Origin of the sequence: Trichococcus sp., assembly GCF_049589555.1 — a bacterium.
GTDB lineage: Bacteria > Bacillota > Bacilli > Lactobacillales > Aerococcaceae > Trichococcus.
In genome coordinates this window covers 1-22138 of record NZ_JBAWAZ010000105.1, presented here as the reverse complement: position 1 = coordinate 22138, position 22138 = coordinate 1, and the positions used below count along the sequence as shown (strand labels likewise).

Genomic DNA, 22138 nt, shown 5'->3' with positions numbered 1-22138 from the left:
TAATATTAACGGTCTTTTGTTAATTTCCTTGCGGTTTCGTGTAAAGTTTTTGTTGAGTTTCCCTCTTTTTTGTAAATGTTTTGTAAATGAACCCTCCGAATCCAAGCAAAAAAGCTCTACAGACGCGTTTTTGGCCTGTAAAGCTTTTGTATTTGAATCTATTTTTATAGGGGCAACGTCACCGTAAAGGTCGTCCCTTTCCCCTGTTTGCTTGCCACAGTCACCGTTCCGTTCATGTTTTCAACCAAATACTTCACGATTGACAAGCCTAATCCGGTACCTCCGGAGTTGCGGCTCCGGGCCCTGTCGACGCGATAGAAGCGTTCAAAAACTCTTCCCAGATCGGCTTCAGGTATCCCGATGCCATTATCGGCAACGTGCAGACGTACTTGTTCTGCCGTCCTCTCGACAGTGACCGTGATATGCCCTCCGGCTTGCGTATAGACTACAGCGTTGTTGATCAGATTCGCCAGTATTTGCTTCAAGCGATTCGGATCCGTATGCAACGTAACGAAATCCTTTTCCACTAATTCCAGTGTCATGTTTTTCTCTTTCACTTTCTGATCGACCAACTGGAAGGTCGCCAACACCGCTTCGGAAATATTCACTTCCTGCAGAGCGAGCGGGACTTGGCGCTGTTCCAACTTCGATAGTTCCAATATGTCATTCACCAAAAGGTTCAGACGTGTACTTTCGGCCAAGATGATCTCCAAAAATTGTTTCAGAATGATGGGATCTTCCATTGCGCCATCCAATAACGTTTCAGCGAATCCTTTCAAGGCTGTGACGGGTGTCCGGAGTTCATGGGATGCATTCGCAACAAAGTCGGTTCGGACTTTCTCTAATCGTCGGATTTCGCTTATGTCGTAGAGGAGGACGATCAGATTCATTTCGCCCGGCTTCTTGCTTGTGATCGGGACGATATTGGCATCGACGACCCTGTCCTTCGGATAGTAAAAATAAATTTCGTCATTCTGCGGCTCTCTGTAGTTATAAGCTCGCTCAATCATATGGCTGAGTCCGTAACTGCTTACTGCCTCAACATAGGATTGGCCAACCAATGATTCTTCACTTTCGCTCAATATCTCCTGCATAGCGGCATTGACCATTGTGATTTCCTTATTCTCATCCAGCAGCATCACGCCGATGACCAGATGATTGATCAACCCTGTAAGCCGTTCATCATTTTGCTTGATTTCATTCATTTGATTATCCAGACTCTCGGCAAGTTCATTGATTGTTTCCCCCAATTTCTGGAAATCGCCGAAGCCTCTCCCTTTATACCGCGCATCATATTGGTGATCGGAAAGCTTTTTGGCAACATCCATAACGGCATCAATCGGTCTGCCGATACGTTTCGTCAAAGCATAGGTCAGTATGAACGCTACCACCAAAGCCAATAGGATAAAAACGTAAAGGGACTGTTCGATGCGTTGGCTGACCGTCAAGGCGCTCAGTGGTCTGGATAATCGGATAATCGCAACGATGGTGCCTGCCTCATCATAGATGGGTACAGCTACATAATAGAGCTCCTGATTGGTGCTTTCGCTTTTTCGCTGACCTGTTCCGTATGCCTCCCCGGAAAGAACCTCCTGGATTTCTTCCCGTCGCAGATGATTCTCCAGATTAACTGTAGTGATCTGCGAATCATAAAGAACAACCCCATCGGTATCGACCAAAGTGATCCGGTCTTCCGTGAAAGCATCGATTTTATCCAGTTCTTCTTCAACAAAAACCCAATCACTGCCATCCGTACTGTTTTGGAGCAGTGTACCCACTATTTGAGTCTGTTCAACAAGCAGCTCACTGTGCAAGTTGCGCGTATAATTCCCTAACACTGTCTCCAGGAATATTCCGAAAGCCACACTGAAAAGCGCGAAGATCAGCACAAATGTGGCAAGCATCCGCAATTGCAGTTGCTTCATGGCTTAGCTACCTCGAATTTATACCCGAAGCCTCGGACTGTACGGATGTATTGCGGATTTTTGGTATCTTTTTCGATTTTTTCGCGGAGATGGCTGATGTGCACATCGACGATGCGTGTTTCTCCCGCGTAATCAAAATTCCAGATGGCGTTCAACAACTGTTCCCGGCTCAGGATGCGGTTGGCGCGCTTCGCCATGTAAAGCAACAATTCAAATTCTTTCGGCGTTATTTCGATCAATTCTCCTTCAACATGGACCTCATACAGTTGCGGGAAAATAGTGATTTCGCCCACTTCAATTTTTTCTGTCTCATCTTCCGTCGGTTCCTGTTGGGCAGTCGCAATCGGTTCAGCCGGAACCGGTTTGTTTGTCCTTCTTAAGATAGCTTTCATCCTTGCCAATACTTCGCGGGGGCTGAATGGCTTCGTCATATAGTCATCCGCACCCAACTCAAGGCCGATGATCTTTTCCAACTCATCATCCTTCGCTGTCAAAATCATGATCGGTGTATCAAATTTTTCCTGTCTCAGACGTTTACAAATATCCATTCCGTCCATTGACGGCAGCATCAGATCCAAAATGATGAAGTCAAAAGGATTCGAGATGGCCAGACGGTAGCCTTCCGCTCCGTCGGTGGCAGTTGTCACCTCGTAGCCGTCTTTTTCCAAGTTGAAAGCCAACAATGTAACGATGGATGGTTCATCATCCACTAGCAAAACCTTTTTCATGTGTCCTCCTCTGACCGCTTGGGGTCCGGGCTGGCGAATGCCATCCCATGTAATTTACGAATGTCCATATTCTGAGCAGCTCAGCTTCCTGATCGGCTCGCTTCCTTTTCAGCATACTAAAAATGTTGGAAAACGGCAATTCAGATTTCAGCGGACGATTTGTGTTTTCCAAACGGGAAATCGCCACAAAGTCCGCTGTACAGCAGATTTTGTCCGGATCTGGGGGATATTCGAGAGCGAAAATAATAATTGAAGCTTGTCGGTTTTCAGGGCAAGAACACTAATTCATGCAACAAAAAAAGGTTCCACCCATACAGTTGTATGACTGAAACCTTTTATGAATACGCTCAATTTGATTAAACTTTCAGGAATCGGCGCATCGAGAATACGGAACCGAATGCCCCGATAAAGATGCCGATGCCTACCATCAAAAGACTGATGTAGACCAGGAATGGATTCGGAGTCAAAAGACCGAAGTTTGTGCCTGCCAAGTAGTCCCCACTCACATCAAAGATGAACCGGTAAAGGAACACGAGGAAAGTCATGGGAATCAATGCCCCTATCAATCCGATAATGGCTCCTTCAATCAGGAAAGGCCATCTGATGAAGCTGTTTTTTGCGCCCACCAAACGCATGATTTCGATCTCCGTGCTGCGGGAGAAGATGGTGATTCGGATTGTGTTGGAAATCAGGAATACGGCAACCAACAACAAGCCGATGATGATGACGAGCCCGATCGTACGGATCGTCGCAATCGTCTCAAACAACTTATCAGCTGTGGCACCGCCGTATTCGACCTGAGTGACATACTGCATGGCGGATGCTGCTTCAGCTACCGCTTTCGTCTGCTCGGGAGCCGTCGTATTCAGGACATACGCATCATACAACGGATTGGCATCCCCACCGAACAGGTCGAACTCATCGCCGTAGCTGCCGATGATTTTATCCAATTCCTCGTCCTTGCTTGAGAAACTGATCGATTCCACATTGGCGATGTTCTCCAGTTCTGTCTTCAGCGCTTCCTGCGCGGCCGGATCGGCCGCCAGATCGATATAAACTTTTACACTTACATCATTTTCGACGTCGGAAGCCAATTTGTTCACGTTCAAGAGAATCCCGGTAAAGGAGCCCACAAGCAGCAAAGTCAGCGCCACTGCACTGATTGAAGCTATCGACATCCAGCCATTCCGGAACAGGCTTTTGAACGCATCCCTTATGTGTCTCATAAATGTTCTAAATTTCATATCCATATTCTCCTTCTTGTTGATCTCGGACAATACGGCCATTCTCAATTGCTAATACACGGTGTTTGATGTCATTAACGATTTGGCTGTTATGGGTTGCCATCAGGATCGTTGTTCCTTGGTTGTTGATTTCTTCCAGAATACGCATGATTTCCATCGACGTATCCGGATCCAAGTTACCTGTAGGCTCATCCGCAATCAGGACGCCTGGCATGTTCGCAATCGCACGCGCAATCGCAATCCGTTGCTGCTCCCCACCAGAAAGTTCATTCGGGAACATCCGGACTTTGTGCTTCAGCCCAACCAAATCAAGCACTTCCAATACGCGCTTCTGGATGACTTTCGGACTTTTTTCGACTACTTCCATCGCGTAGGCGATGTTTTCGTAAACGGTCAGTTTCGGTAATAGTTTGAAATCCTGGAAGACTACGCCCACAAAACGGCGCAACAATGGGATTTCCTTTTCCTTCATGGTCGTTAAATTATATTTGCCTACTTGAACTGTTCCTGAGGATGGTTTTACTTCGCGGTACATCATTTTGACAAAGGTTGATTTTCCGGCTCCACTGGGGCCTACAATATAAACAAATTCCCCTTGCTCGATCTTCACGCTCAGATTATTGACCGCCGTAATGCCGTTGTTGTATTTCTTAGAGACATTCAGCATTTCAATCATTTTATCACCTGTCTTTTCTTTTTTTCCTTGCTGCAGCTCTGAAAGCTTCAGAGGCCGCAAGAATGCTTCCCTATTATAGCACGTTGTGTAAATATGTCTGTTTTAGTTTCTTTACAAGTATGTGTCAATAGTTTCTCAGAAGTCCAGCTGAATCCTCATTATTCGTGCTCATGTCTGGCCATTTTCCATTTCGTTGCGGATCTTAAAGCTCTTCCTGATCCATCGTCATTTTCAGATAAGCATCGATAAAGGCGTCCAAATCGCCGTCCATGACGGCCTGCACGTTCCCCGTTTCATAGGTACTTCTGTGGTCCTTGACCATGGAATACGGATGGAATACGTAAGAACGGATCTGGGAACCCCAACCGATTTCTTTTTGCTCTCCGCGGATGGCTGCCAGTTCTTTTTCGCGCTCTTCCTCTTGCAGTTGATACAGTTTTGCCTTTAGCATCCCCATAGCGGTATCCCTGTTCTGGAATTGGGAACGTTGTGCCTGACTCGCTACAACAACGCCGGTCGGGATGTGTGTAATCCGGATGGCTGAGGATGTTTTGTTGATATGCTGTCCGCCTGCTCCACTCGCGCGGTAGGTATCCACACGGATGTCATCCGGATTCACTTCTATCTCCGTATCGTCCGCAGCGATCTCCGGCATCACGTCGATCGAACAAAACGAGGTATGTCTTCTTCCTGCAGAGTCGAACGGCGAAATGCGGACCAATCGGTGCACGCCTCTTTCCGAACGCAGGTAGCCATAAGCATTCAACCCTTTGATAAGGATCGTTACGCTCTTGATGCCTGCTTCATCCCCGCTTTGGTAATCCAGCGTCTCCACGTCGAAGCCTTTTTTATCGGCCCAACGTGTGTACATGCGGAAAAGCATACTTCCCCAATCCTGGGACTCCGTTCCGCCGGCACCCGGATGGATTTCCAAGATGGCGTTGGATTTGTCGTGCGGTCCGTTCAACAGCATCGTCAATTCATATTTTTCTAGCGCTTCCGTAAATTCTGTCGTTTTTTCGTTCAATTCTTCCAGGTATTCCGGATCTTCATCCTCTTTCACCATTTCATACAAGACTTCAAGGTCTTCATATTGCGCTTCCAAACTCTTGAACGTATTGTAGACTACCTTTAATTGGTTCGATTGGTTGATGACTTCCTGCGCCGCTTCGGCATTGTTCCAGAACTCAGGATCCAGCATGCGATCATCGAATTCCGCGATATCCGTTTCCAGGCCATCTAAGTCAAAGAGACCTCCTGAAGCTTGAGATTTTTGATTCTGAACTTTCCAATATTGCTTTGATTTCACTTAATTCCATATGATTTCCTCCTAGATTCGACAAAAGAAGGATGGGTCGGGATAAAAACAAACTACTGTTTTCATCCCGACCCTCCTCGATTGGCGTTGTATCCGATTAGTGTGTGATTGATTCGGTTTTGCTGGTTGAAGTGCGGATTGTTTGCGTCGCTTCCGGCTTATTCTTCGGTAGGCGACTCTTGTTTTTCTGCTGCTTCAGCCGCTTGTTTGGCTTTTTGGATTTCCATCAGTTTTTGCATTCTCATTGCGGCGATCTGGGCTCTGCGCGCTTGTTCCTGTTGCTCCGTTTGGGAAGCGACTGTCTCACGCGTCGGCATGATGTTCGAGCCTTGGCCTACTGATTGTCGTTGCAGATTTTGGCGGATTTCTGATTTCATCACGATACGGGTAACATCATAGTCGATGGTGGCAATCATTTCTTGGAAACGATCATAGCCTTCAGTTTGGTACTCGGTCAACGGATTGTTCTGTGCGTAAGAACGCAAGCCGATTCCTTGGCGCAGCTCATCCATATTGTCGATGTGATCGGTCCATTTGCTGTCCACGACCCGCAGGATGACAACTTTTTCAAACTCCAAAATCTGTTCCGGGCTCAGTTGTGACTCTTTGGTCCGGTAAACTTCCATTGCTCGTTCCACCAAATATTCCTCGATTTCATGCGCAGTTTTGCCTTCCAGATCGGCCAAGCTGATGCTGTCGGGATGCACTAGGGCAGCTCCGGCAAAATCGCGGACCCCTTGCAGGTTCCAAGTCGCCTTTTCCCCGATGGTATGCGTTTCAACCACACGCGCAATCGCACGTTTGATCATGGCTGTTGCAACATACTTCAGCGATTCGGTTTCATTGATGACCTCCAGACGCTGTCCATAAATGATTTCACGCTGTTCACGCATGACTTCATCGTATTCCAATACATTTTTACGGGTATCGTAGTTGTTGCCTTCCACTCGTTTCTGGGCGGATTCCACTTGTTTGGAAAGCATTTTGCTTTGGATGACCACATCTTCTGCTTCATCATCCAAATTCAATTTGCTCCAGACTTGCTGGATGCGTTCCGATCCGAAGCGTCTCATCAAGTCATCTTCCAGCGACAGGTAAAATTGCGTTTCGCCGGGATCCCCTTGGCGTCCGGAACGTCCACGCAATTGGTTGTCGATCCGGCGTGATTCATGACGTTCGGTTCCGATGACGCAGAGACCGCCTAATTCCTTGACGCCTTTACCCAGCTTGATGTCGGTACCACGACCGGCCATGTTAGTGGCGATTGTGACGGCTCCGGGTTGGCCCGCACCGATGATGATCTCAGCTTCCCGGAAATGGTTTTTGGCATTCAACACTTGGTGCGGAATATTTTCTTGACGCAGCATATCCGAAAGCAGCTCAGATGTTTCCACGGCTACAGTACCGACAAGGATCGGTTGCCCTTTGGCATGACGCTCTTTGATGTCGCCGACGACAGCCCTGAATTTGCTCTTCAAGGATGGGTACAACAAATCCGGAAAGTCATTACGGACGATTGGTCTATTTGTAGGTATCGAAATGACATTCATGTTGTAGATTTCCCGGAATTCTTCTTCTTCCGTTTTCGCCGTACCGGTCATACCGGACAGTTTTTTGTACATACGGAAATAGTTCTGGAAAGTGATGGTGGCCATCGTTTTCGATTCATTTTCGATTTCGACGTTCTCTTTCGCTTCGATGGCTTGGTGAAGTCCGTCCGAGTAACGGCGGCCTTCCATGATCCGGCCTGTGAATTGGTCGACGATTTTTACTTTTCCGTCTTCCACTACATAATCGATATCCACAAGCATGATGAAGTTCGCGCGCAAAGCTTGATCCAAATGGTGCACAAGACGGGTATTATCCACATCGTACAAGTTCGGCAAGTGGAACGTTTTTTCGGCTTTTTCGATGCCTTCATCCGTCAATGCGATCGATTTGGATGTCAGATCGATCGTATAGTCTTCGTTCTCTTTCAATCCTTTGATGAAGAAATCGGCTCGGTTATAGAGTGCTGTCGATTTTTCGGCTTGTCCGGAAATGATCAATGGTGTACGGGCTTCATCGACCAAGATCGAGTCTACCTCATCGACAACCGCAAAGTTAAGCGGACGCTGCACCATTTGATTTTTGTAGACGACCATATTGTCACGCAAATAATCGAAGCCCAATTCATTATTAGTGCTGTAAGTGATGTCGCAGTTATAGGATTCTCTTTTTTCTTCAGAAGACTTGCCGTTCGTGTTCAAACCAACAGTCAACCCCAGGAAGCGGTACAGTTCACCCATCTCGACAGCATCGCGGCTTGCCAGATATTCATTGACGGTGACAACGTGGACGCCTTCGCCCGATAAGGCGTTCAGGTAAACCGGCATCGTCGCGGTCAAGGTTTTACCTTCACCGGTCTTCATTTCGGCGATATTGCCTTTATGCAGGGTGATCCCCCCCATAATCTGCACTTTATAAGGATACAGCCCCAAGACGCGTTTTGCGCCTTCGCGGACTACCGCAAAAGCTTCAGGCAGCAGGTCATCCAAAGACTCCCCTTTTTTATAGCGTTCTTTATAGGATTCGGTCAGTTCGCGCAATTCTTCATCATCCAAAGCGGCCATTCGATCCGCGTAGGAGATGACCTTATCCGCTACTCCTTCCAAGGAACGTAGCTCTTTCTTATCATTCTCGATGAGTTTCTTTAAAAAGTTGGCCATTCTATATCTCCTCTTGCTGTCTGATTTCATTCCAGCAATCATTTTCACTGGGTATGCGTTCGTGTATATGTCGTTCGTTGCTGCTGCAAAAATAATTCTTATATCTCTTCTATTCTATCATTACTTTTAATTAATGTGAACTACTGACCACCAACAAAACCTTGCACAGGATGCTTATCGATGCATCCGGGGACAGCCCCTACACTCAAAAAAGCCCCCCGCCGTTTATGGCGGGGGACGTTATTTTCGGATTTAGTCAGTTTCGATCAGACCGAATTTGCCGTCTTTTCGGCGGTACACGATACTTGTGCCGTTCGTTTCAGCATCTTCGAAGATAAAGAAGTTGTGTCCAAGCATATTCATCTGTAATACAGCTTCTTCACTGTCCATCGGTTTGAGGGAAAGACGTTTAGTGCGGACGATTTCAAGCGGATTCTCATCGTCTTCCATTTTTTCTTCGATCAGATTCGGCTCGTTACCGATATCAAATCCTCTCTCTCTGGATTTGCGGTGAATCTTCGTCTTGTACTTACGGACTTGGCGTTCAAGTTTGTCCACGACCAAATCGATGCTTCCGTATAGATCGTTGGAAGTCTCTTCGGCTCTTAAAACCAGGAAAGGTAGCGGAACCGTAACTTCCACCTTAGCAGATTTTTCGGCTGGGAATGGATATACTTTTAAGTTGACATGCGCAGTTGTTTCAGGCACGTTGCTAAAGTATTTTTCCAGTCTGCCTAATTTTTTCTCGGCGTAGCTGCGGATCGGTTCTGTAACCTCAATATTTTCTCCTCGGACATTATACTTAAACATAGCACTCTCTCCTTTCGTCTGACGCATCGTCAGATAAAGACAACCCTCACCTATGGACCACTCATAGGGGGTTTCTCTAACTTCATTATAATGTAAGCGCCTTAACATTTCAATGTTTATGATTTATTATCTTGCGATCGTAATCGAACGAACCGATCTGAATCCATGCCTGTACAGGAGGGTTTTCGCGTGGTAGAGCGTTCTTCCGGTAGTATAGACGTCATCAAAAAGAATAATTTCCTGCTGAATATATTTTTCGTGCCCGTCCCGCAACGAAAATGGTTGCGCCGTCAGCAGTCGTTCCTGCCTGTTTTTTTCGGATTGTTTTCCCCCGGCATGCTGGTTTCCCAAGAATTGCACGTAGCGGATCCCTGCCTGTTTCAGCATCCCTTCGCATTGGTTGAAGCCCCGTTCCTCGTAACTGGCTAATGATATCGGCAACGGGAGGAACAGCCCTTTTGGATGCGCCCTTTGGAAAGCCTGCAGATCATTCGTGAAGGCACCGGCAAGACGGTAATCGCCTTGGAACTTGTAGCGTTGCAGCCATTCCTTCACTACGCCGGTATAGGCATAGCAGGCATGATGCGCGATCGTCAGCTCCGGATAGCGGCAACCCCAGCTCCGGCAGTCCTCGCACAACTCAGGGGCTGCTTGCGGCCGCATGCAGCCCGGGCAGCACGTTTGACCGGCTAAACGCGGCAACTTTTCGTCGCAGGCTCGGCAGATTGTTCCGCAATCTTTTTTCCCGAAACCGAAAAGTTGCTGAAGTGTCAAAATCTCGCGGATCTCATTTTGGCAAAACAGACACTGACCCATTCAGCAGCCCCCTTCTTCCCGCATCCCGGTTCATCGAACGGATCTGCCGGACCGCACCCTGGATGGCTTTCGTTTCGCCATAATGGGCAAAGCAGACCCACCCCGTCGGAAAGTCTTTGTGCCTGCCTGCCCTGCCGGCAATCTGCACCAACGAGGCTTCGGTGAAGACCCGATCTTCCGCGCCAAGCACGATGACATCGATGTCCCTGAAAGTCACGCCGCGCTCCAATATGGTCGTCGTCATCAAAAAATCATATTCCTCCGCCCGCATCCTTTTCACTTTCTCCTCGCGGTCAGGGTCGCTCGCCGAAACGCAAGTGAACTGCTTGTCCGGAAAAAGTTCGCTCAACCATCCGTCCAGCTCTTCCATCAGTTGGATATGCGGCAAAAAAAGCAGAAAGCGCCGATTCGTTTGGAGCTGCCTTCGGATCAGGGTAAGGAATCGGGCCGTTTTCCTTTTGTTGATGGCCTTGCGCCAATTCCCGACCCACAGACACTCTGGTTCGGGCAACGCAAAGCCGTGATAGCGGGCAGGCAACACCGTCGCTGCCAATCTGCCGCGCTTGATGTCATTTTGCATGGCCCGTGACGGGGTTGCCGTCAAATAAATCAGCGCGCTCACCTTCTTTCTGGATTTTTGCGCCCCGAACTGGAGGCTCGCATCGTTATGGAACGGGAAGGAATCGATTTCGTCGATGATCAGGAGATCGAACGCTTCCCGGAAACGCAGCAGTTGATGTGTAGTGGCGATAACGAGCGGCGTGTAGCTGTAGCCATCCTCCTTGCCTCCATACAGAAAGGCCAAAGGGACGTCCGGGAAAGCTTGCTTGATCCGTGGGGCCAGTTCCAGACAAACGTCCACGCGTGGGGAGGCCAGGCAGACTCTCCCGCCTTTGCGCAAACAGGCTGCAATCCCTTCAAAAATCATCTCGGTCTTCCCGGCACCGGCAACAGCCCAGATCAGGCGTGTCTCTTCAGAAAGGACCGTCACCACGATTTCATCCGATGCACGTTTCTGTTCCGAAGACAACTGGCCCTTCCATTGCAGAATCGGTTCCTGGGGCCATGCGAACGAGTTGGTTTCCGGCAGATGATGGAGGATTGTGCAGCTTTTGATTTTCCCCATGTTCAGGCAACTCAAGCAATACTGACAAGCAGCTCCGCAAGAACATGGCGCTGCCTGCATCTTTTTCCTTTCTTGGTTTCCGCAGCGGGTACATGTCAACTTCCCGTTTGCGCTGACCAAACCGGGCCGCTTCTCAGCCAGATCCAGCAGCGCTTCGTCTGCACTGCGGCACTCGCTCCTCGTCAACTCCCTGCCGTACAGTTCCTTCCCGTCCATGCCATCCTCCCCTTCCCTGGATAGCATACGCAAAAAAAGCCGCCACTCTTCCGCTGATTATGCGAAGAATGGTGGCTTTCTATTTCCGGTCAGGGATTTGTTTGTTTGCTGGAAATCGTCCGGCTTGTCTGACCATGGAACGGGAAATCAGCGATCGGGCGATAAACCAGCTTTCCGTTCACCCGCACACTTTCGAACAGCGTCAGCGCGGTGACCGGGATTTTCTGGTCAGAGGGCAGCGGCACTTTGCTGAGTGTTTCCCACTCCTGCGAAAGCACGATCCCCCGACCGAGCGTAAGGTGCGGAATGAAGGCAACCTCGTCGGCGACTGTCGTTGCTTGCGCCAAAATTTCCGCGTTAAGCTGATCATAGAGTTGATGGAGCTGTCTGTTTTCTTTGATGCCCAGCCAGATGATCCACTTATTTTTTTTGAAAAAATAACCCAATCCCGCGGTTTCAATCTGGAAGGGAATCTGTTCTTGCGTGCAGCGGGCCAGCGCCGTTTCGATTGCACTTTTCTGTTCCGGATTCACTTCCCCGATAAAACGCATCGTCAAATGAAAGTTACCCGGATCCGTGAATGATCCTTTGAGGCTGGCACTTTTCACTTCTTCCTGAACGGCACCCAGTTGTTCTTTGATGACTTCAGGCAATCTGACACCGATAAATACTCTCACAAAAGCACCCCCGCTATCCGTTTAAAAACCAGTCCGAAATTCCCCCAAGAAAAAAACAGGAAGGCCAGGGACCCAAATGGCCCTTCCTTCCAGATGAATGTATGATTGCCGCAAATAGTTGTTGCCTATATCGGAAAGCTCAATTCGGTGTCTTCCGTCCAGGTCAGCCCAAGCGCACCCTCGCCCAAATGCGTCCCGATGACGGGGCCGAAATAACTCAATTCGAAGCGGATGTCCGGAAACTTTCCTTGGAGATGTTCCAGCCAATCTTGCCCTTTTTCGGGAATATTGCCATGGATGACGGTTGCGATGATCGGATAATCCGCCTTTGAAGCCGTCTGGCCCAACAGTTCTTCAATCCGTCGCAATGACCTTGCATTGGTTCTGATTTTTTCGAAAACAACTATCTTTTTGTCCGAAAAATGCAGCACCGGTTTGATTTTCATGATCGAGCCGATGACAGCCGCCCCACCGGACAGTCTGCCGCCGCGCTGCAGGTTCATCAGATCATCCACCATAAAGTAAGCACGGGAACGTTTTTTCATATGGTCCAATCGCGCCATGATCTGCTCCGGGTCAACACCGGCAGCAGCCAACCTTGCAGCCTCCAAGACGAAGCGGGCCTGCACGTAACAGCTGATTTCAGAATCGAAGGCATGGATGTTGTACTCCGGATATTCCCTGCTTAGAGCGGCAACATTCTGGTACGTACCACTGATGCCGCTTGAGAGATGGACGCTGATGATCGCATCATGCTCCTTCGCCAATTCTTCATACAGCTGCTGCATGGCACCAACTGCTGGTTGGGAGCTTTTTGGGAAATCGCCAGATGATTTCATCAAGGCATAAAAGTCCTCAGCAACCAGATCTATTTCTTCTTCATATGATTTTTCTCCGATATTCACGACTAATGGCAGCATATGAATATGGTGCCGCTGGCGGACCTCAGCCGTCAGATAAGCGGTACTGTCCGTAACTACTGCAATTTTCATGGAAGTCCTCAATCTTTCTGCTCGTTGCGCAATTCAATCGCTTCAGCCGCCACTTCACTGTCCAACAAGCGGATCATTCTGCCTCTGTCGTTGTAGTCAGCCTCATGTCCACGGCCCAGCAGGATGACCGTATCTCCCGGTTCTGCGATGGCGATGGCATGCAGGATGGCTTCCTTGCGGTTTTCGATGTATTCATAGTTGTCCTTTTCGATGCCGGCAAGCATCATCGCGATGATCTGTTCCTGCGGTTCTTTCCCGGTATCGTCCGTCGTCAGGACCACATAATCGGAAAGTTCCGTACCGATGCGGGCCATGATCGGGCGTTTTTCATGCTCCCGTTCCCCGGCGCCGCCGAAAACGGAAATGACTCTGCCTTGAGTAAATTCGCGCACCACACTCAATACTTTTTCCATCGCGTCGGGCGAATGGGCAAAATCGACGTAGACGCCGATGTCGCTCGCGCCAGGCACGATCTCCAATCTGCCGGTAACACCAGCCAATGACGCTACCGCTTTTGTTGCATCCTCCAACGGAATGCCCACTGCGTAAACAGCCGCCAGCGCAGCTAATGTATTGGAGACATTATAGAGCCCCACCAAGTTCGTCACGACCGGATAGCGTTCCCCATTGACGACCAGATCGAAGCGGGTCTGCGTCCGGCTGTATGTGATATCCGCTGCGAAGAAATCAGCCGTTTCATCCTTCACGCTGTAAGAAATGACTTCTGCCGCCGTAGCGATGCGGTAGCTGTGGATCGTTTCATCATCCGCATTCAGTACCGCCGCTTTCGTCCGTCCGTTTTTGCGGCCGTTCCCCAATTGGGAGAAGAGCAGCTTTTTCGCTTCGGCATAGGCTTCCATCGTGTGATGGAATTCCATATGTTCATGCGTCAGGTTCGTCATGATGGCGACATCCAGATCAAGCCCCCATGCCCTGCCCATTTCCAAAGCGATCGAGGACAGCTCCAGCGTGAAGTATTCCGTCTCCTTCTCAACCATAAGGTGCAGGGCCTTTTGCATCGTGATGCTGTCGGGCGTCGTATTTTTCGTTTTGTGCACCTCGTCGCCGATATGCATTTCGATGGTGCCCATCAGGCCGGTTTTTTTGTCCATCGCCTTCAGGATGGCTTCCACCAAGTAGGTTACCGTCGTCTTTCCGTTTGTCCCCGTGACGCCGATGACTTTCATCGCCTCGCTCGGATAAGCATAATAATGATTCGCAAGCAGACTCATCGCTTTGCCCGTATCTGGAACATACACAACCGGGACAGTCGCTGCCACTTTTTGGATATCCTTATGGGCAACAATCAAGCCAGCACCATTGGCGACCGCCTTCTCTACGTAGTTGTGTCCATCCACTTGCGTTCCGTCGATGCAGATAAACAGATCCCCCGATTGGATATCGCGGGAGTCCTGACTGATTTTTCCAATATTCAAATCGGGATCCAAGCTCCCGACAATTTTTTTCATTTTGAGTACATCGATTAAATCTGTAGCTTTCACGCAGATCACCTTTCCATCGACCCCTGTGGCCGTTTGGTCTATTCCCTCTAACAATACCACAAATGGAAATGTTCGGAAAGTATATTTCCGTGTGCAGTCTGCCTCCCAATCTACAATCGCTATGGTAAAATGAGGATAAAACAACTTGGAGGGGGAAGGATATGCTGACAACCTATCACACTATCGCAGAGAGCGGCGTTTTCGAGATCATCATCAAGGGTTCCCGCTTCATCTGCAGCCTCAAACGCGTCCATTCTGAGGATGAGGCCAAAGAATTCATCCAAGCCGTCAAAAAAGAGCACTGGAAAGCGACGCACAACTGTTCCGCTTACCTGATCGGCGACCAGAACGAAATCCAGCGCGCACATGACGACGGCGAGCCTTCCGGAACGGCTGGCGTCCCGATGTTGGAAGTGCTCAAGAAAAATGAGCTGCGTTACGTCGCAGCCGTCGTCACCCGTTATTTCGGCGGGACCAAATTGGGGGCCGGCGGATTGATCCGTGCCTACAGCCGCTCCGTATCGACCGCACTTAAGGACATCGGCATCGTTGTCCGCAGCCTCCAGACAAAAGTCGGCTGCATCGTTTCCTATTCCGCATCCGGAAAATTGGAGAATTACTTGGTGCAGTCGCCCTACACTCTGATTGAGGCCCAATATACCGACCAGGTTTGTTTTTTGTGCGGCATCCCTGCTGAAGATATCAGCCGTTTCCAGGATGCTGTTACGGATGTCATGAATGGCCGTGTCGTCTTTGAAATCGGCGAAGAGGAGTATGTGGAGCGTCCGGTCTCCCCGGCTTACGACGAAGCCGATGAAGGGGAAATCGAATAGATTTTGAATAAAAAAATGAACAAGCGCGTGATAGCCTGGAAGGCTTTCGTGGCTTGTTCATTTGTTTTTGTCGTCCTTTTCCCTCAAAAGGCGATACAATGTCTTGCGCAACTTGGAGCGGTTGCTGTCCAACAAATTGAAGGAAGCGATGAAGAGCATCACGCCGAAAATCAGACCGACCAGCAAAACGACCGTTCCCCAAAAAGAAGAAATCGGGAATAGGATGGCAGTCAAGGAGAAGATGATCGCCAAAGCATAAATGACCAAAACGGTCTGGCGGTGTGTAAAGCCTAAGCGCAGCAACCGATGGTGCAGGTGACTTTTATCCTTCGCGCTGATGGAACGCTTGTGCAAAGTCCGGCGAAGGACGGCAGCAATCGTGTCAGTCAAGGGAACCCCGAGGATGGCCACCGGTATCAGCAGCGATACGAAGGTGGCATGTTTCAGGCCGTACAAGGACAGCACCGCGATCATAAAGCCTACGAACAAAGAGCCCGTATCCCCCAGGAAAATGGAGGACGGGTAGAAGTTGAAAGGCAAAAAACCCAACAAACTCGCAACCAAAAGGAAAATCATGACGACGGTGGCCACATCCATATAATCGGTGAAGAAATAGCTGACGAAGCCCATCGTCGAGAGGGAAATGATTGAGGTGCCTGTCGCCAAGCCATCCAGCCCGTCCATCAGATTCACCGCATTCGTGATGACCACAATCCAAAGCATCATCACCAAGTAACCCGCTTCATGGAATTCGATTGTTCCGAAATAATCCAGCGTCAGGCTGTCTATTTTGATGCCCGTAAAGAAATACAGCATGTTCGCCGCAGTAAGGATGCCGATCATTTTCTGCCAGGGCCTCAGATCATAGGCGTCATCGATGATCCCCGTTATCAGGATAATCAGCGAGCTCAAAAACATGATGCCTGCGAACCCTGAACGATTACTCAGAGGGACCCCAATGAAGAAGGCACCCCAATAAGCTGCGAATATAGCCACGCCTCCCATCGTCGGCGTTTCCTTGGCATGCACTTTCGCTTCGGATGGCTTATCCGTCCAGCCGAACCGTCTCGCTGCCGCACGGAAAAGATAGGTGAACAGCATACTCGCCAGGATCGTCGCACCGAAAAGAAGCATAAAACGTATAAAGAAACTCACCCGACCCCTCCTTTCACCCTGTATTCCCTTAATCATAGGCGATTCCGGACCTACATGCAAATCCCACTCTCACACAAGCCGCAAGCCTTCGGCAATCTGTTTCAATCGTTCATTTGGAAAAAACCGTTTGATTCTGCGTATCGGTTTCCGGTGGTCGTGTCGTACTGGATCAGATCATAATCCGCCAACAGGCTTCTGGCCTGATCGGACAGTTCCTCTCGGCTCGAGACATATTCACCGGTATCGCCATTCACATACAGCGTCTTTTCGAAAGCCGGCACCTGTTCCTGCAGCGCCATCAACAAGGCTTCAAAAGCCGTGACACGGCTGCCGCTCAACTCCAGCACTTCCGGGAAGAAATAGATGGGACTGGTGACGCCCAAATCCTTGTGGGCTTCTTCCGTGTTGCTGTAGACGAACATAGGCGTCTCATGCATATTCTGGATCGTATTCAGCGCATAAAGATCCTCTCCGAAAACGCTCGGCCAATGATCCCCCCAAAACACGACGACTGTCGGCTCATCCCACTCCTGCAGAATTGCCAACAGATCAGCCAAAGCTTGATCGCTGTACTGCAGATCCTGCAGATAGTTCCGGATCGTCTGGCTGACTATGCCGGTTTCCGCAACGGAAGGGGTCACCGTGTATTTGTTTTGATAAGGTGTATGGTTCTGCATCGTAACCAAATGGATAAAATCTTTTTCCTCGCTGGCTTTCAGGATAGCCACTATTTCAGCGTACGCGGCTGCATCCGAGATATACGGATTGGTATCCAGCTTTTCCGTATTTATCATCGTGTCCTCGTAGAGGAAGGAATCAAACCCCAAAGTCTCATAGTTCTCCAGCCGCTTATACATGGTCGTATTGTAGGGATGGATCGCTGTCGTACGGAAGCCGGCTTCTTCCAAACGGGACACGACGGAAGGGAAATCATCTTGCGAGGACAGGAACTGCGTATAGGGCGTTGTGATGTTCGCGGCGAACGGCTCCATCGAAAAACCCGTCAAAGCCTCAAATTCGATATTGGCGGTTCCACCGCCATAGCCTTGGGATAACAGCTCGCCGCTGTAGCTTGTGTCCATCAAAGCTCGCGTAAACGGAATCGGATCGCTTTGCAGATCCAATCCTTCCAATTCAAGCGGGTCCGCAAAACTTTCATTCATGATGTAGATGACATTCGTTTCGGGTAACGCTGCCGTTCTTTCTGCGTTGATTTCGTCAGCAAGTTGCTGATAAGTCGCCTTCAACTCATCGATCTTTTCCTGTGAATAATCCGTCGGCAGTTCCATCGGCGAAGCCGAAAGGTTGTATAGGAAGCCAGCCACAAAGCCGGTGTTGTAATAGTTCATTTGTTGGCTGTACGGGATCCAATAAGCCGTCCGGTCATATGCTTTCTTCAGCAGGTTGCCTTCCTGCTGGAACTGGCCAGTATAGCCGAGCGCAATGCTGGTTGTTATGAAAATCAGCACGCGTGATTTCCATCCCAATTTCACGATTTTCTTGGACTTGGCCTGACGCAGGGAATAAAGTATGAATGCCAGAAATAGCAGGAACACCAAGCTTAGTGCCGCCAATGTCCGGCCGTTCAGCATCTCCAAAAGGAAGGCTGCCTCCGTCAGCATCTTCAAGTCGCTCGGATAAACGGGTTCGTTCCGCTGCAGCATCTTTTCATAGGTCGCCATCCCGAGTATCCCCCCCGACAGCAACAGCAGTGCGTTTGCCCAGCGGATGTTCCCCACCAACGCCCAAAGCCACAGCCCCAGCGTCAATAATACACCCGTGCTGATCAGGAACTTCTCTGTATGCCAAGCAAATACAAAATTCACGATCAATCCGGCATCCAAATCATTTTGAGTCCATTGAAGATAGAGATGGACCAAGAATACAGTCGCCAACAAGCTAAAGAAGTGCAAGAGCAGAAGGTGCCCCCTGCTCTTGCACTGCAGCTCTTGCTTATCTTTCATCATTTTAAATTTTTTGCTGATTTTCACTGCACAACCCCACTATCTGAACAGATTAGGCTTCTTTCCAAAAACTATCATAGACCGTGATCGGCAAGTGACGTTTATGCTCGGTCTTCGTATACCAGCCTTCGATGACTTCAGCATCCTTGTCCGGTATTTCCTTGCCTTCCAGATACGCATCGATCATCTCGTAAGTCACGCCCAAAGCCACCTCATCAGGCAAAGCGGGACGATTTTCTTCCAAGTCCGCTGTCGGTACTTTTTCATAAAGCTCTGCCGGTGCGCCCAATTCTTTCAGCAACTGACGGCCTTGACGTTTGTTCAAGCGCCAAATCGGCAATAAGTCGGCTGCGCCGTCCCCGAATTTTGTGAAGAAGCCGGTCACGGATTCTGCCGCATGGTCAGTCCCCAAGACGGCTCCGCTGCTGTCTCCCGCTATCGCGAACTGAACAATCATGCGTTGACGTGCTTTGATGTTTCCTTTGTTGAAGTCGGTGATGGTCAGGCCTGCTTCTTCAAGTGCATCGAGTGCGGCGTCAGCCATTTCTTTGATGTTGACGACCAATTTTTGGTCCGGTGAAATGAAGGCAAGCGCTGCTTGGGCATCGTGCTCATCAAATTGAATGCCGTACGGAAGGCGAACAGCAATGAATTGGTAACTGTCGTCGCCAGTCTCATCACGCATTTCCTGAATCGCCAACTGGGCTAACCGCCCCGTCAAAGTGGAGTCTTGTCCTCCACTGATGCCTAAAACGAATGCCTTCAAAAATGGATGGGCCGCCAAATAATCCTTCATAAAATCGATGCTGATGCGGATTTCCTCTTTTGGATCGATTTCCGATTTCACTCTTAATGCAGCGATAATTTCTTTTTGTAATGGACGCATGCCTATTCCCCCTTGATTGATCTGATTGGCTATTTAGTGCTTTCCAATAATGCGGCTTCTTCCTTGATCTGTTTCTTGATGTCTTTGATGGTGGACATTTTATGGTCGTAAGTCTTCTGTGACAAGTCGACAGGATAGTCTTCCGGATTCAGGATACGTTTGTATTCATCCCATAAACCGCTCATCTGCGCTTCCGAGAAGGCTTTTACTTCCTGGAGCGACGGCAATGCATAAACAAGCTCACCGTCCACAATGATGTCCTGCAGTACGGGACGCGCCTCAAAGTCAGTGATGGTCTTGTTGATGTAAGTGAAGACCGGATGGAACATATACAGTTCCGCCTCTTGATCGGGCTTTTCTTCCCAAAGCGCAATGTAATCCCCTTCCGACTTGCCGTCACGCTTGCGGGTGATCCGCCACACTTGTTTTTTGCCTGGTGTGGAGACTTTTTCGGCGTTGCTGGAGATCTTCATCGTGTCGACCATTTTGCCGCTCTCATCCGCGATCGAAACCAATTTGTAGACCGCTCCAAGCGCCGGTTGGTCAAAGGCGGTGATCAGCTTCGTGCCTACGCCCCAGACATCTATTTTTGCGCCTTGCATCTTCAGGTTCAGAATGGTCAATTCATCCAAGTCGTTCGATGCGTAGATTTTCGCGTCTATAAAGCCTGCCTCGTCCAATTGCTGACGGACTTTTTTGGAAATGTAGGCCATGTCCCCGCTGTCTATGCGTACGCCGAGGAAGTTGATCTTATCGCCCATTTCCTTCGCCACTTTTACGGCATTCGGCACGCCCGATTTCAACGTATCATAGGTATCCACCAGGAATACACAATCCTTGTGGGAACGCGCATAAGCCATGAAGGCATCATAATCGTTGCGGTAGACTTGCACCATCGAATGGGCATGGGTACCCGAAGCCGGAATGCCGAACATTTTGGCTGCACGGACATTGCTCGTTGCATTGAATCCTGCGATATAGGCTGCTCGTGTGCCCCAGATGGCGGCATCCATTTCCTGCGCTCTTCTGGAACCGAATTCCATCAGCGGCTCATCATCGCAGACGTAGCGCAAACGTGCAGCTTTTGTCGCTATCAGCGTTTGGAAATTCACGACATTCAATAAGGCCGTTTCGATCAATTGGCATTCCGCCAACGGACCTTCCACCTGGACGATTGGTTCATTCGCGAAGACGAGATCCCCCTCCAGAGCGGAACGGATCGTGCCCGAGAAACGGAAATTTTTCAGATAATCCAAAAAACCTTCCTCGTAGCCGACATGCTCACGCAAATAAGCGATATCCGTATCCGTAAAGCGCAAATTCTGAATGTAGGATACGAAGCGTTCAAGCCCCGCATAGACTGCATAGCCATTATTGAAAGGATACTTCCGGAAGTAAAGTTCAAAAATTGCATGTTTTTCGGTAATGCCTTCATCCCAATAAGTCTTCATCATGTTAATTTGGTACAAATCAGTATGCAAAGCTAAACTATCATCGTTATAATCAAAACTCATCCAACTCACTCATTTCATCTTTGATCGTACGCCTCCGCATTCTGTCACGGTACCGCAGAAGGAAGTGCTCTATTTACCTATTGTAACGCAATTCCCCATACATTTCCGCTTTTTTGTCCAAAATCCATCAGATTGATTATAGTGATTGGCCGGCATTCCCGCAAATACAACCGGCATTTCTGTGTAAACAAAAAACCATCCTGGCGGGCGGAAAAACGCCCGGTGGATGGTTTGCTATTTAATAAATAACTTTGATGCCGCGTGCTTCAATCTCTTGCTCGGACAGGATTGCCCGTTCGCTTTCATCCACTCCACGGGATGATACTTTATCGAACAAGATTTTGACGGTCTGCAGCATGATTTTCAGATCCAGTATCAAGGAATACTTCTTGATGTAGATCAGATCGAAGTTCAGCTTGCTGTTGAAATCGGAAGCGTACTTCCCGTAAACTTGCGCATATCCGGTAATCCCGGCACGCACATTGTGGCGAAGGTAATAATGCGGGTTCAATTCCTTGAATTGATCAACGAAGAAGGGACGTTCCGGCCGGGGACCGACCAAGGACATATCGCCAAGCAATACATTGAACAGTTGCGGCAGCTCATCGATGCGCAGAGAGCGCAGATATTTGCCGACTTTTGTGACGCGCATATCATTGCTTGTAGCCAAAACTGGGCCTGAATCTTTCTCAGCAGTCACACCCATACTGCGGAACTTCAGGATTTCGAATTCCCTGCCGTCTTTGGTGATGCGTATCTGCTTGTAGAACACAGGGCCTTCGGAACTTTTCTTCACCAAGATAGCCGTCACGGCCATGATCGGCGAAGTGATGACGATACCGATGAGCGCTACCGCAATATCGATGATCCGTTTCATAAGCCCGTCTTCAGTAGGGATTCGGAACGGGGAAACTTCGATGATGCTTTCATCCTCGATGTTCATCATGTTTGGATTGACCATGATCAGGTTCTCGAAGCTTGTGTTCAAGAACATCTTCTTCTCTTTGCTCGTCAACAGATCGTATATCTTCAGTTTTTCGGATTCTTC

The 22138-nt window shown here is 49.1% G+C and carries 18 protein-coding genes; 1 reads left to right on the top strand and 17 read right to left on the bottom strand.

The genetic code is table 11. The features are described 5' to 3' along the window. Nucleotides 1-164: 164 nt before the first annotated feature. The 12 genes from pnpS to WBV27_RS04565 all read right to left on the bottom strand — a co-directional run bounded on the left by pnpS (nt 165) and on the right by WBV27_RS04565 (nt 14738). Nucleotides 165-1925 carry a two-component system histidine kinase PnpS gene (gene pnpS / locus WBV27_RS04620; protein ID WP_424199845.1) on the bottom strand — a complete coding sequence of 587 codons (1761 nt, stop codon included), beginning with the start codon at nt 1923-1925 and terminating at the stop codon, nt 165-167. Then, on the bottom strand, nt 1922-2653 hold the full coding sequence (locus WBV27_RS04615) for a response regulator transcription factor (RefSeq protein WP_424199843.1): 732 nt from the start codon (nt 2651-2653) through the stop codon (nt 1922-1924). The genes pnpS and WBV27_RS04615 overlap by 4 nt, the downstream gene beginning before the upstream one ends. A gap of 356 nt (nt 2654-3009) precedes the next feature. Next, nucleotides 3010-3897: a permease-like cell division protein FtsX gene (gene ftsX, locus WBV27_RS04610; RefSeq protein ID WP_424199841.1), complete on the bottom strand. Its 888-nt coding sequence runs from the start codon at nt 3895-3897 to the stop codon at nt 3010-3012. Next, complete coding sequence (gene ftsE, locus WBV27_RS04605) at nt 3887-4573, bottom strand: cell division ATP-binding protein FtsE (protein WP_086629500.1); 687 nt, start codon at nt 4571-4573, stop codon at nt 3887-3889. Before ftsE ends, ftsX begins: the two co-directional genes overlap by 11 nt. A 202-nt stretch (nt 4574-4775) precedes the next feature. Beyond that, nucleotides 4776-5892, bottom strand: a protein-coding gene (gene prfB, locus WBV27_RS04600) for a peptide chain release factor 2 (RefSeq protein WP_424199838.1) whose coding sequence is annotated in 2 segments (ribosomal slippage) — nt 4776-5819 and nt 5821-5892 — 1116 coding nt in all. Because the reading frame shifts where the segments join, the coding sequence is not laid out codon by codon here. A gap of 157 nt (nt 5893-6049) precedes the next feature. After that, nucleotides 6050-8599, bottom strand: a complete 2550-nt coding sequence (secA, locus tag WBV27_RS04595) for a preprotein translocase subunit SecA (protein ID WP_424199836.1) — start codon at nt 8597-8599, stop codon at nt 6050-6052. A gap of 252 nt (nt 8600-8851) precedes the next feature. Beyond that, nucleotides 8852-9409, bottom strand: coding sequence for a ribosome hibernation-promoting factor, HPF/YfiA family (gene hpf, locus WBV27_RS04590; protein WP_106449327.1), 558 nt, complete (start codon nt 9407-9409; stop codon nt 8852-8854). A 126-nt stretch (nt 9410-9535) separates the two neighbouring features. Next, nucleotides 9536-10225, bottom strand: coding sequence for a ComF family protein (locus WBV27_RS04585; RefSeq protein WP_424199834.1), 690 nt, complete (start codon nt 10223-10225; stop codon nt 9536-9538). After that, on the bottom strand, nt 10197-11567 hold the full coding sequence (locus WBV27_RS04580) for a DEAD/DEAH box helicase (RefSeq protein ID WP_424199832.1): 1371 nt from the start codon (nt 11565-11567) through the stop codon (nt 10197-10199). Before WBV27_RS04580 ends, WBV27_RS04585 begins: the two co-directional genes overlap by 29 nt. 89 nt (nt 11568-11656) lie before the next feature. Beyond that, a complete protein-coding gene (thpR, locus tag WBV27_RS04575) occupies nt 11657-12244 on the bottom strand; it encodes an RNA 2',3'-cyclic phosphodiesterase (RefSeq protein WP_424199830.1) in 588 nt (195 codons plus the stop codon). 125 nt (nt 12245-12369) lie between these two features. Beyond that, nucleotides 12370-13236 (bottom strand): DegV family protein, encoded by an 867-nt coding sequence (locus WBV27_RS04570; protein ID WP_424199828.1) that lies wholly within the window; start codon nt 13234-13236, stop codon nt 12370-12372. Between the two features lie 8 nt (nt 13237-13244). Continuing rightward, nucleotides 13245-14738, bottom strand: coding sequence for a UDP-N-acetylmuramoyl-L-alanyl-D-glutamate--2,6-diaminopimelate ligase (locus WBV27_RS04565; RefSeq protein ID WP_424199826.1), 1494 nt, complete (start codon nt 14736-14738; stop codon nt 13245-13247). A gap of 161 nt (nt 14739-14899) precedes the next feature. On the opposite strand from WBV27_RS04565, the gene WBV27_RS04560 reads away from it, so the two are divergent. Continuing rightward, on the top strand, nt 14900-15571 hold the full coding sequence (locus tag WBV27_RS04560) for a YigZ family protein (RefSeq protein ID WP_424199824.1): 672 nt from the start codon (nt 14900-14902) through the stop codon (nt 15569-15571). Between the two features lie 57 nt (nt 15572-15628). On the opposite strand, the gene WBV27_RS04555 is transcribed toward WBV27_RS04560, so the two are convergent. The 5 genes from WBV27_RS04555 to WBV27_RS04535 form a co-directional block, all read right to left on the bottom strand. Next, the gene (locus WBV27_RS04555) at nt 15629-16726 is read right to left on the bottom strand and encodes a glycosyltransferase family 4 protein (RefSeq protein WP_424199822.1); all 1098 of its coding nucleotides are present in this window, start codon (nt 16724-16726) and stop codon (nt 15629-15631) included. Between the two features lie 101 nt (nt 16727-16827). Continuing rightward, nucleotides 16828-18717, bottom strand: coding sequence for an LTA synthase family protein (locus tag WBV27_RS04550; protein WP_424199820.1), 1890 nt, complete (start codon nt 18715-18717; stop codon nt 16828-16830). A gap of 25 nt (nt 18718-18742) precedes the next feature. Then, nucleotides 18743-19576: an ammonia-dependent NAD(+) synthetase gene (gene nadE, locus WBV27_RS04545; protein WP_424199818.1), complete on the bottom strand. Its 834-nt coding sequence runs from the start codon at nt 19574-19576 to the stop codon at nt 18743-18745. A 29-nt stretch (nt 19577-19605) separates the two neighbouring features. Beyond that, on the bottom strand, nt 19606-21090 hold the full coding sequence (locus WBV27_RS04540) for a nicotinate phosphoribosyltransferase (RefSeq protein WP_424199816.1): 1485 nt from the start codon (nt 21088-21090) through the stop codon (nt 19606-19608). Between the two features lie 238 nt (nt 21091-21328). Continuing rightward, nucleotides 21329-22138 (bottom strand): sugar transferase (locus WBV27_RS04535; RefSeq protein ID WP_424199814.1); only part of this gene is annotated, 810 nt, incomplete at its 5' end.

Bases quoted from the DNA above. Each gene is read 5' to 3' on its own strand.
- pnpS (WP_424199845.1), bottom strand. From the start codon at position 1,925: ATGAAGCAACTGCAATTGCGGATGCTTGCCACATTTGTGCTGATCTTC.
- WBV27_RS04615 (WP_424199843.1), bottom strand. From the start codon at position 2,653: ATGAAAAAGGTTTTGCTAGTGGATGATGAACCATCCATCGTTACATTG.
- ftsX (WP_424199841.1), bottom strand. From the start codon at position 3,897: ATGAAATTTAGAACATTTATGAGACACATAAGGGATGCGTTCAAAAGC.
- ftsE (WP_086629500.1), bottom strand. From the start codon at position 4,573: ATGATTGAAATGCTGAATGTCTCTAAGAAATACAACAACGGCATTACG.
- secA (WP_424199836.1), bottom strand. From the start codon at position 8,599: ATGGCCAACTTTTTAAAGAAACTCATCGAGAATGATAAGAAAGAGCTA.
- hpf (WP_106449327.1), bottom strand. From the start codon at position 9,409: ATGTTTAAGTATAATGTCCGAGGAGAAAATATTGAGGTTACAGAACCG.
- WBV27_RS04585 (WP_424199834.1), bottom strand. From the start codon at position 10,225: ATGGGTCAGTGTCTGTTTTGCCAAAATGAGATCCGCGAGATTTTGACA.
- WBV27_RS04580 (WP_424199832.1), bottom strand. From the start codon at position 11,567: ATGGACGGGAAGGAACTGTACGGCAGGGAGTTGACGAGGAGCGAGTGC.
- WBV27_RS04570 (WP_424199828.1), bottom strand. From the start codon at position 13,236: ATGAAAATTGCAGTAGTTACGGACAGTACCGCTTATCTGACGGCTGAG.
- WBV27_RS04560 (WP_424199824.1), top strand. From the start codon at position 14,900: ATGCTGACAACCTATCACACTATCGCAGAGAGCGGCGTTTTCGAGATC.
- nadE (WP_424199818.1), bottom strand. From the start codon at position 19,576: ATGCGTCCATTACAAAAAGAAATTATCGCTGCATTAAGAGTGAAATCG.
- WBV27_RS04540 (WP_424199816.1), bottom strand. From the start codon at position 21,090: ATGAGTTTTGATTATAACGATGATAGTTTAGCTTTGCATACTGATTTG.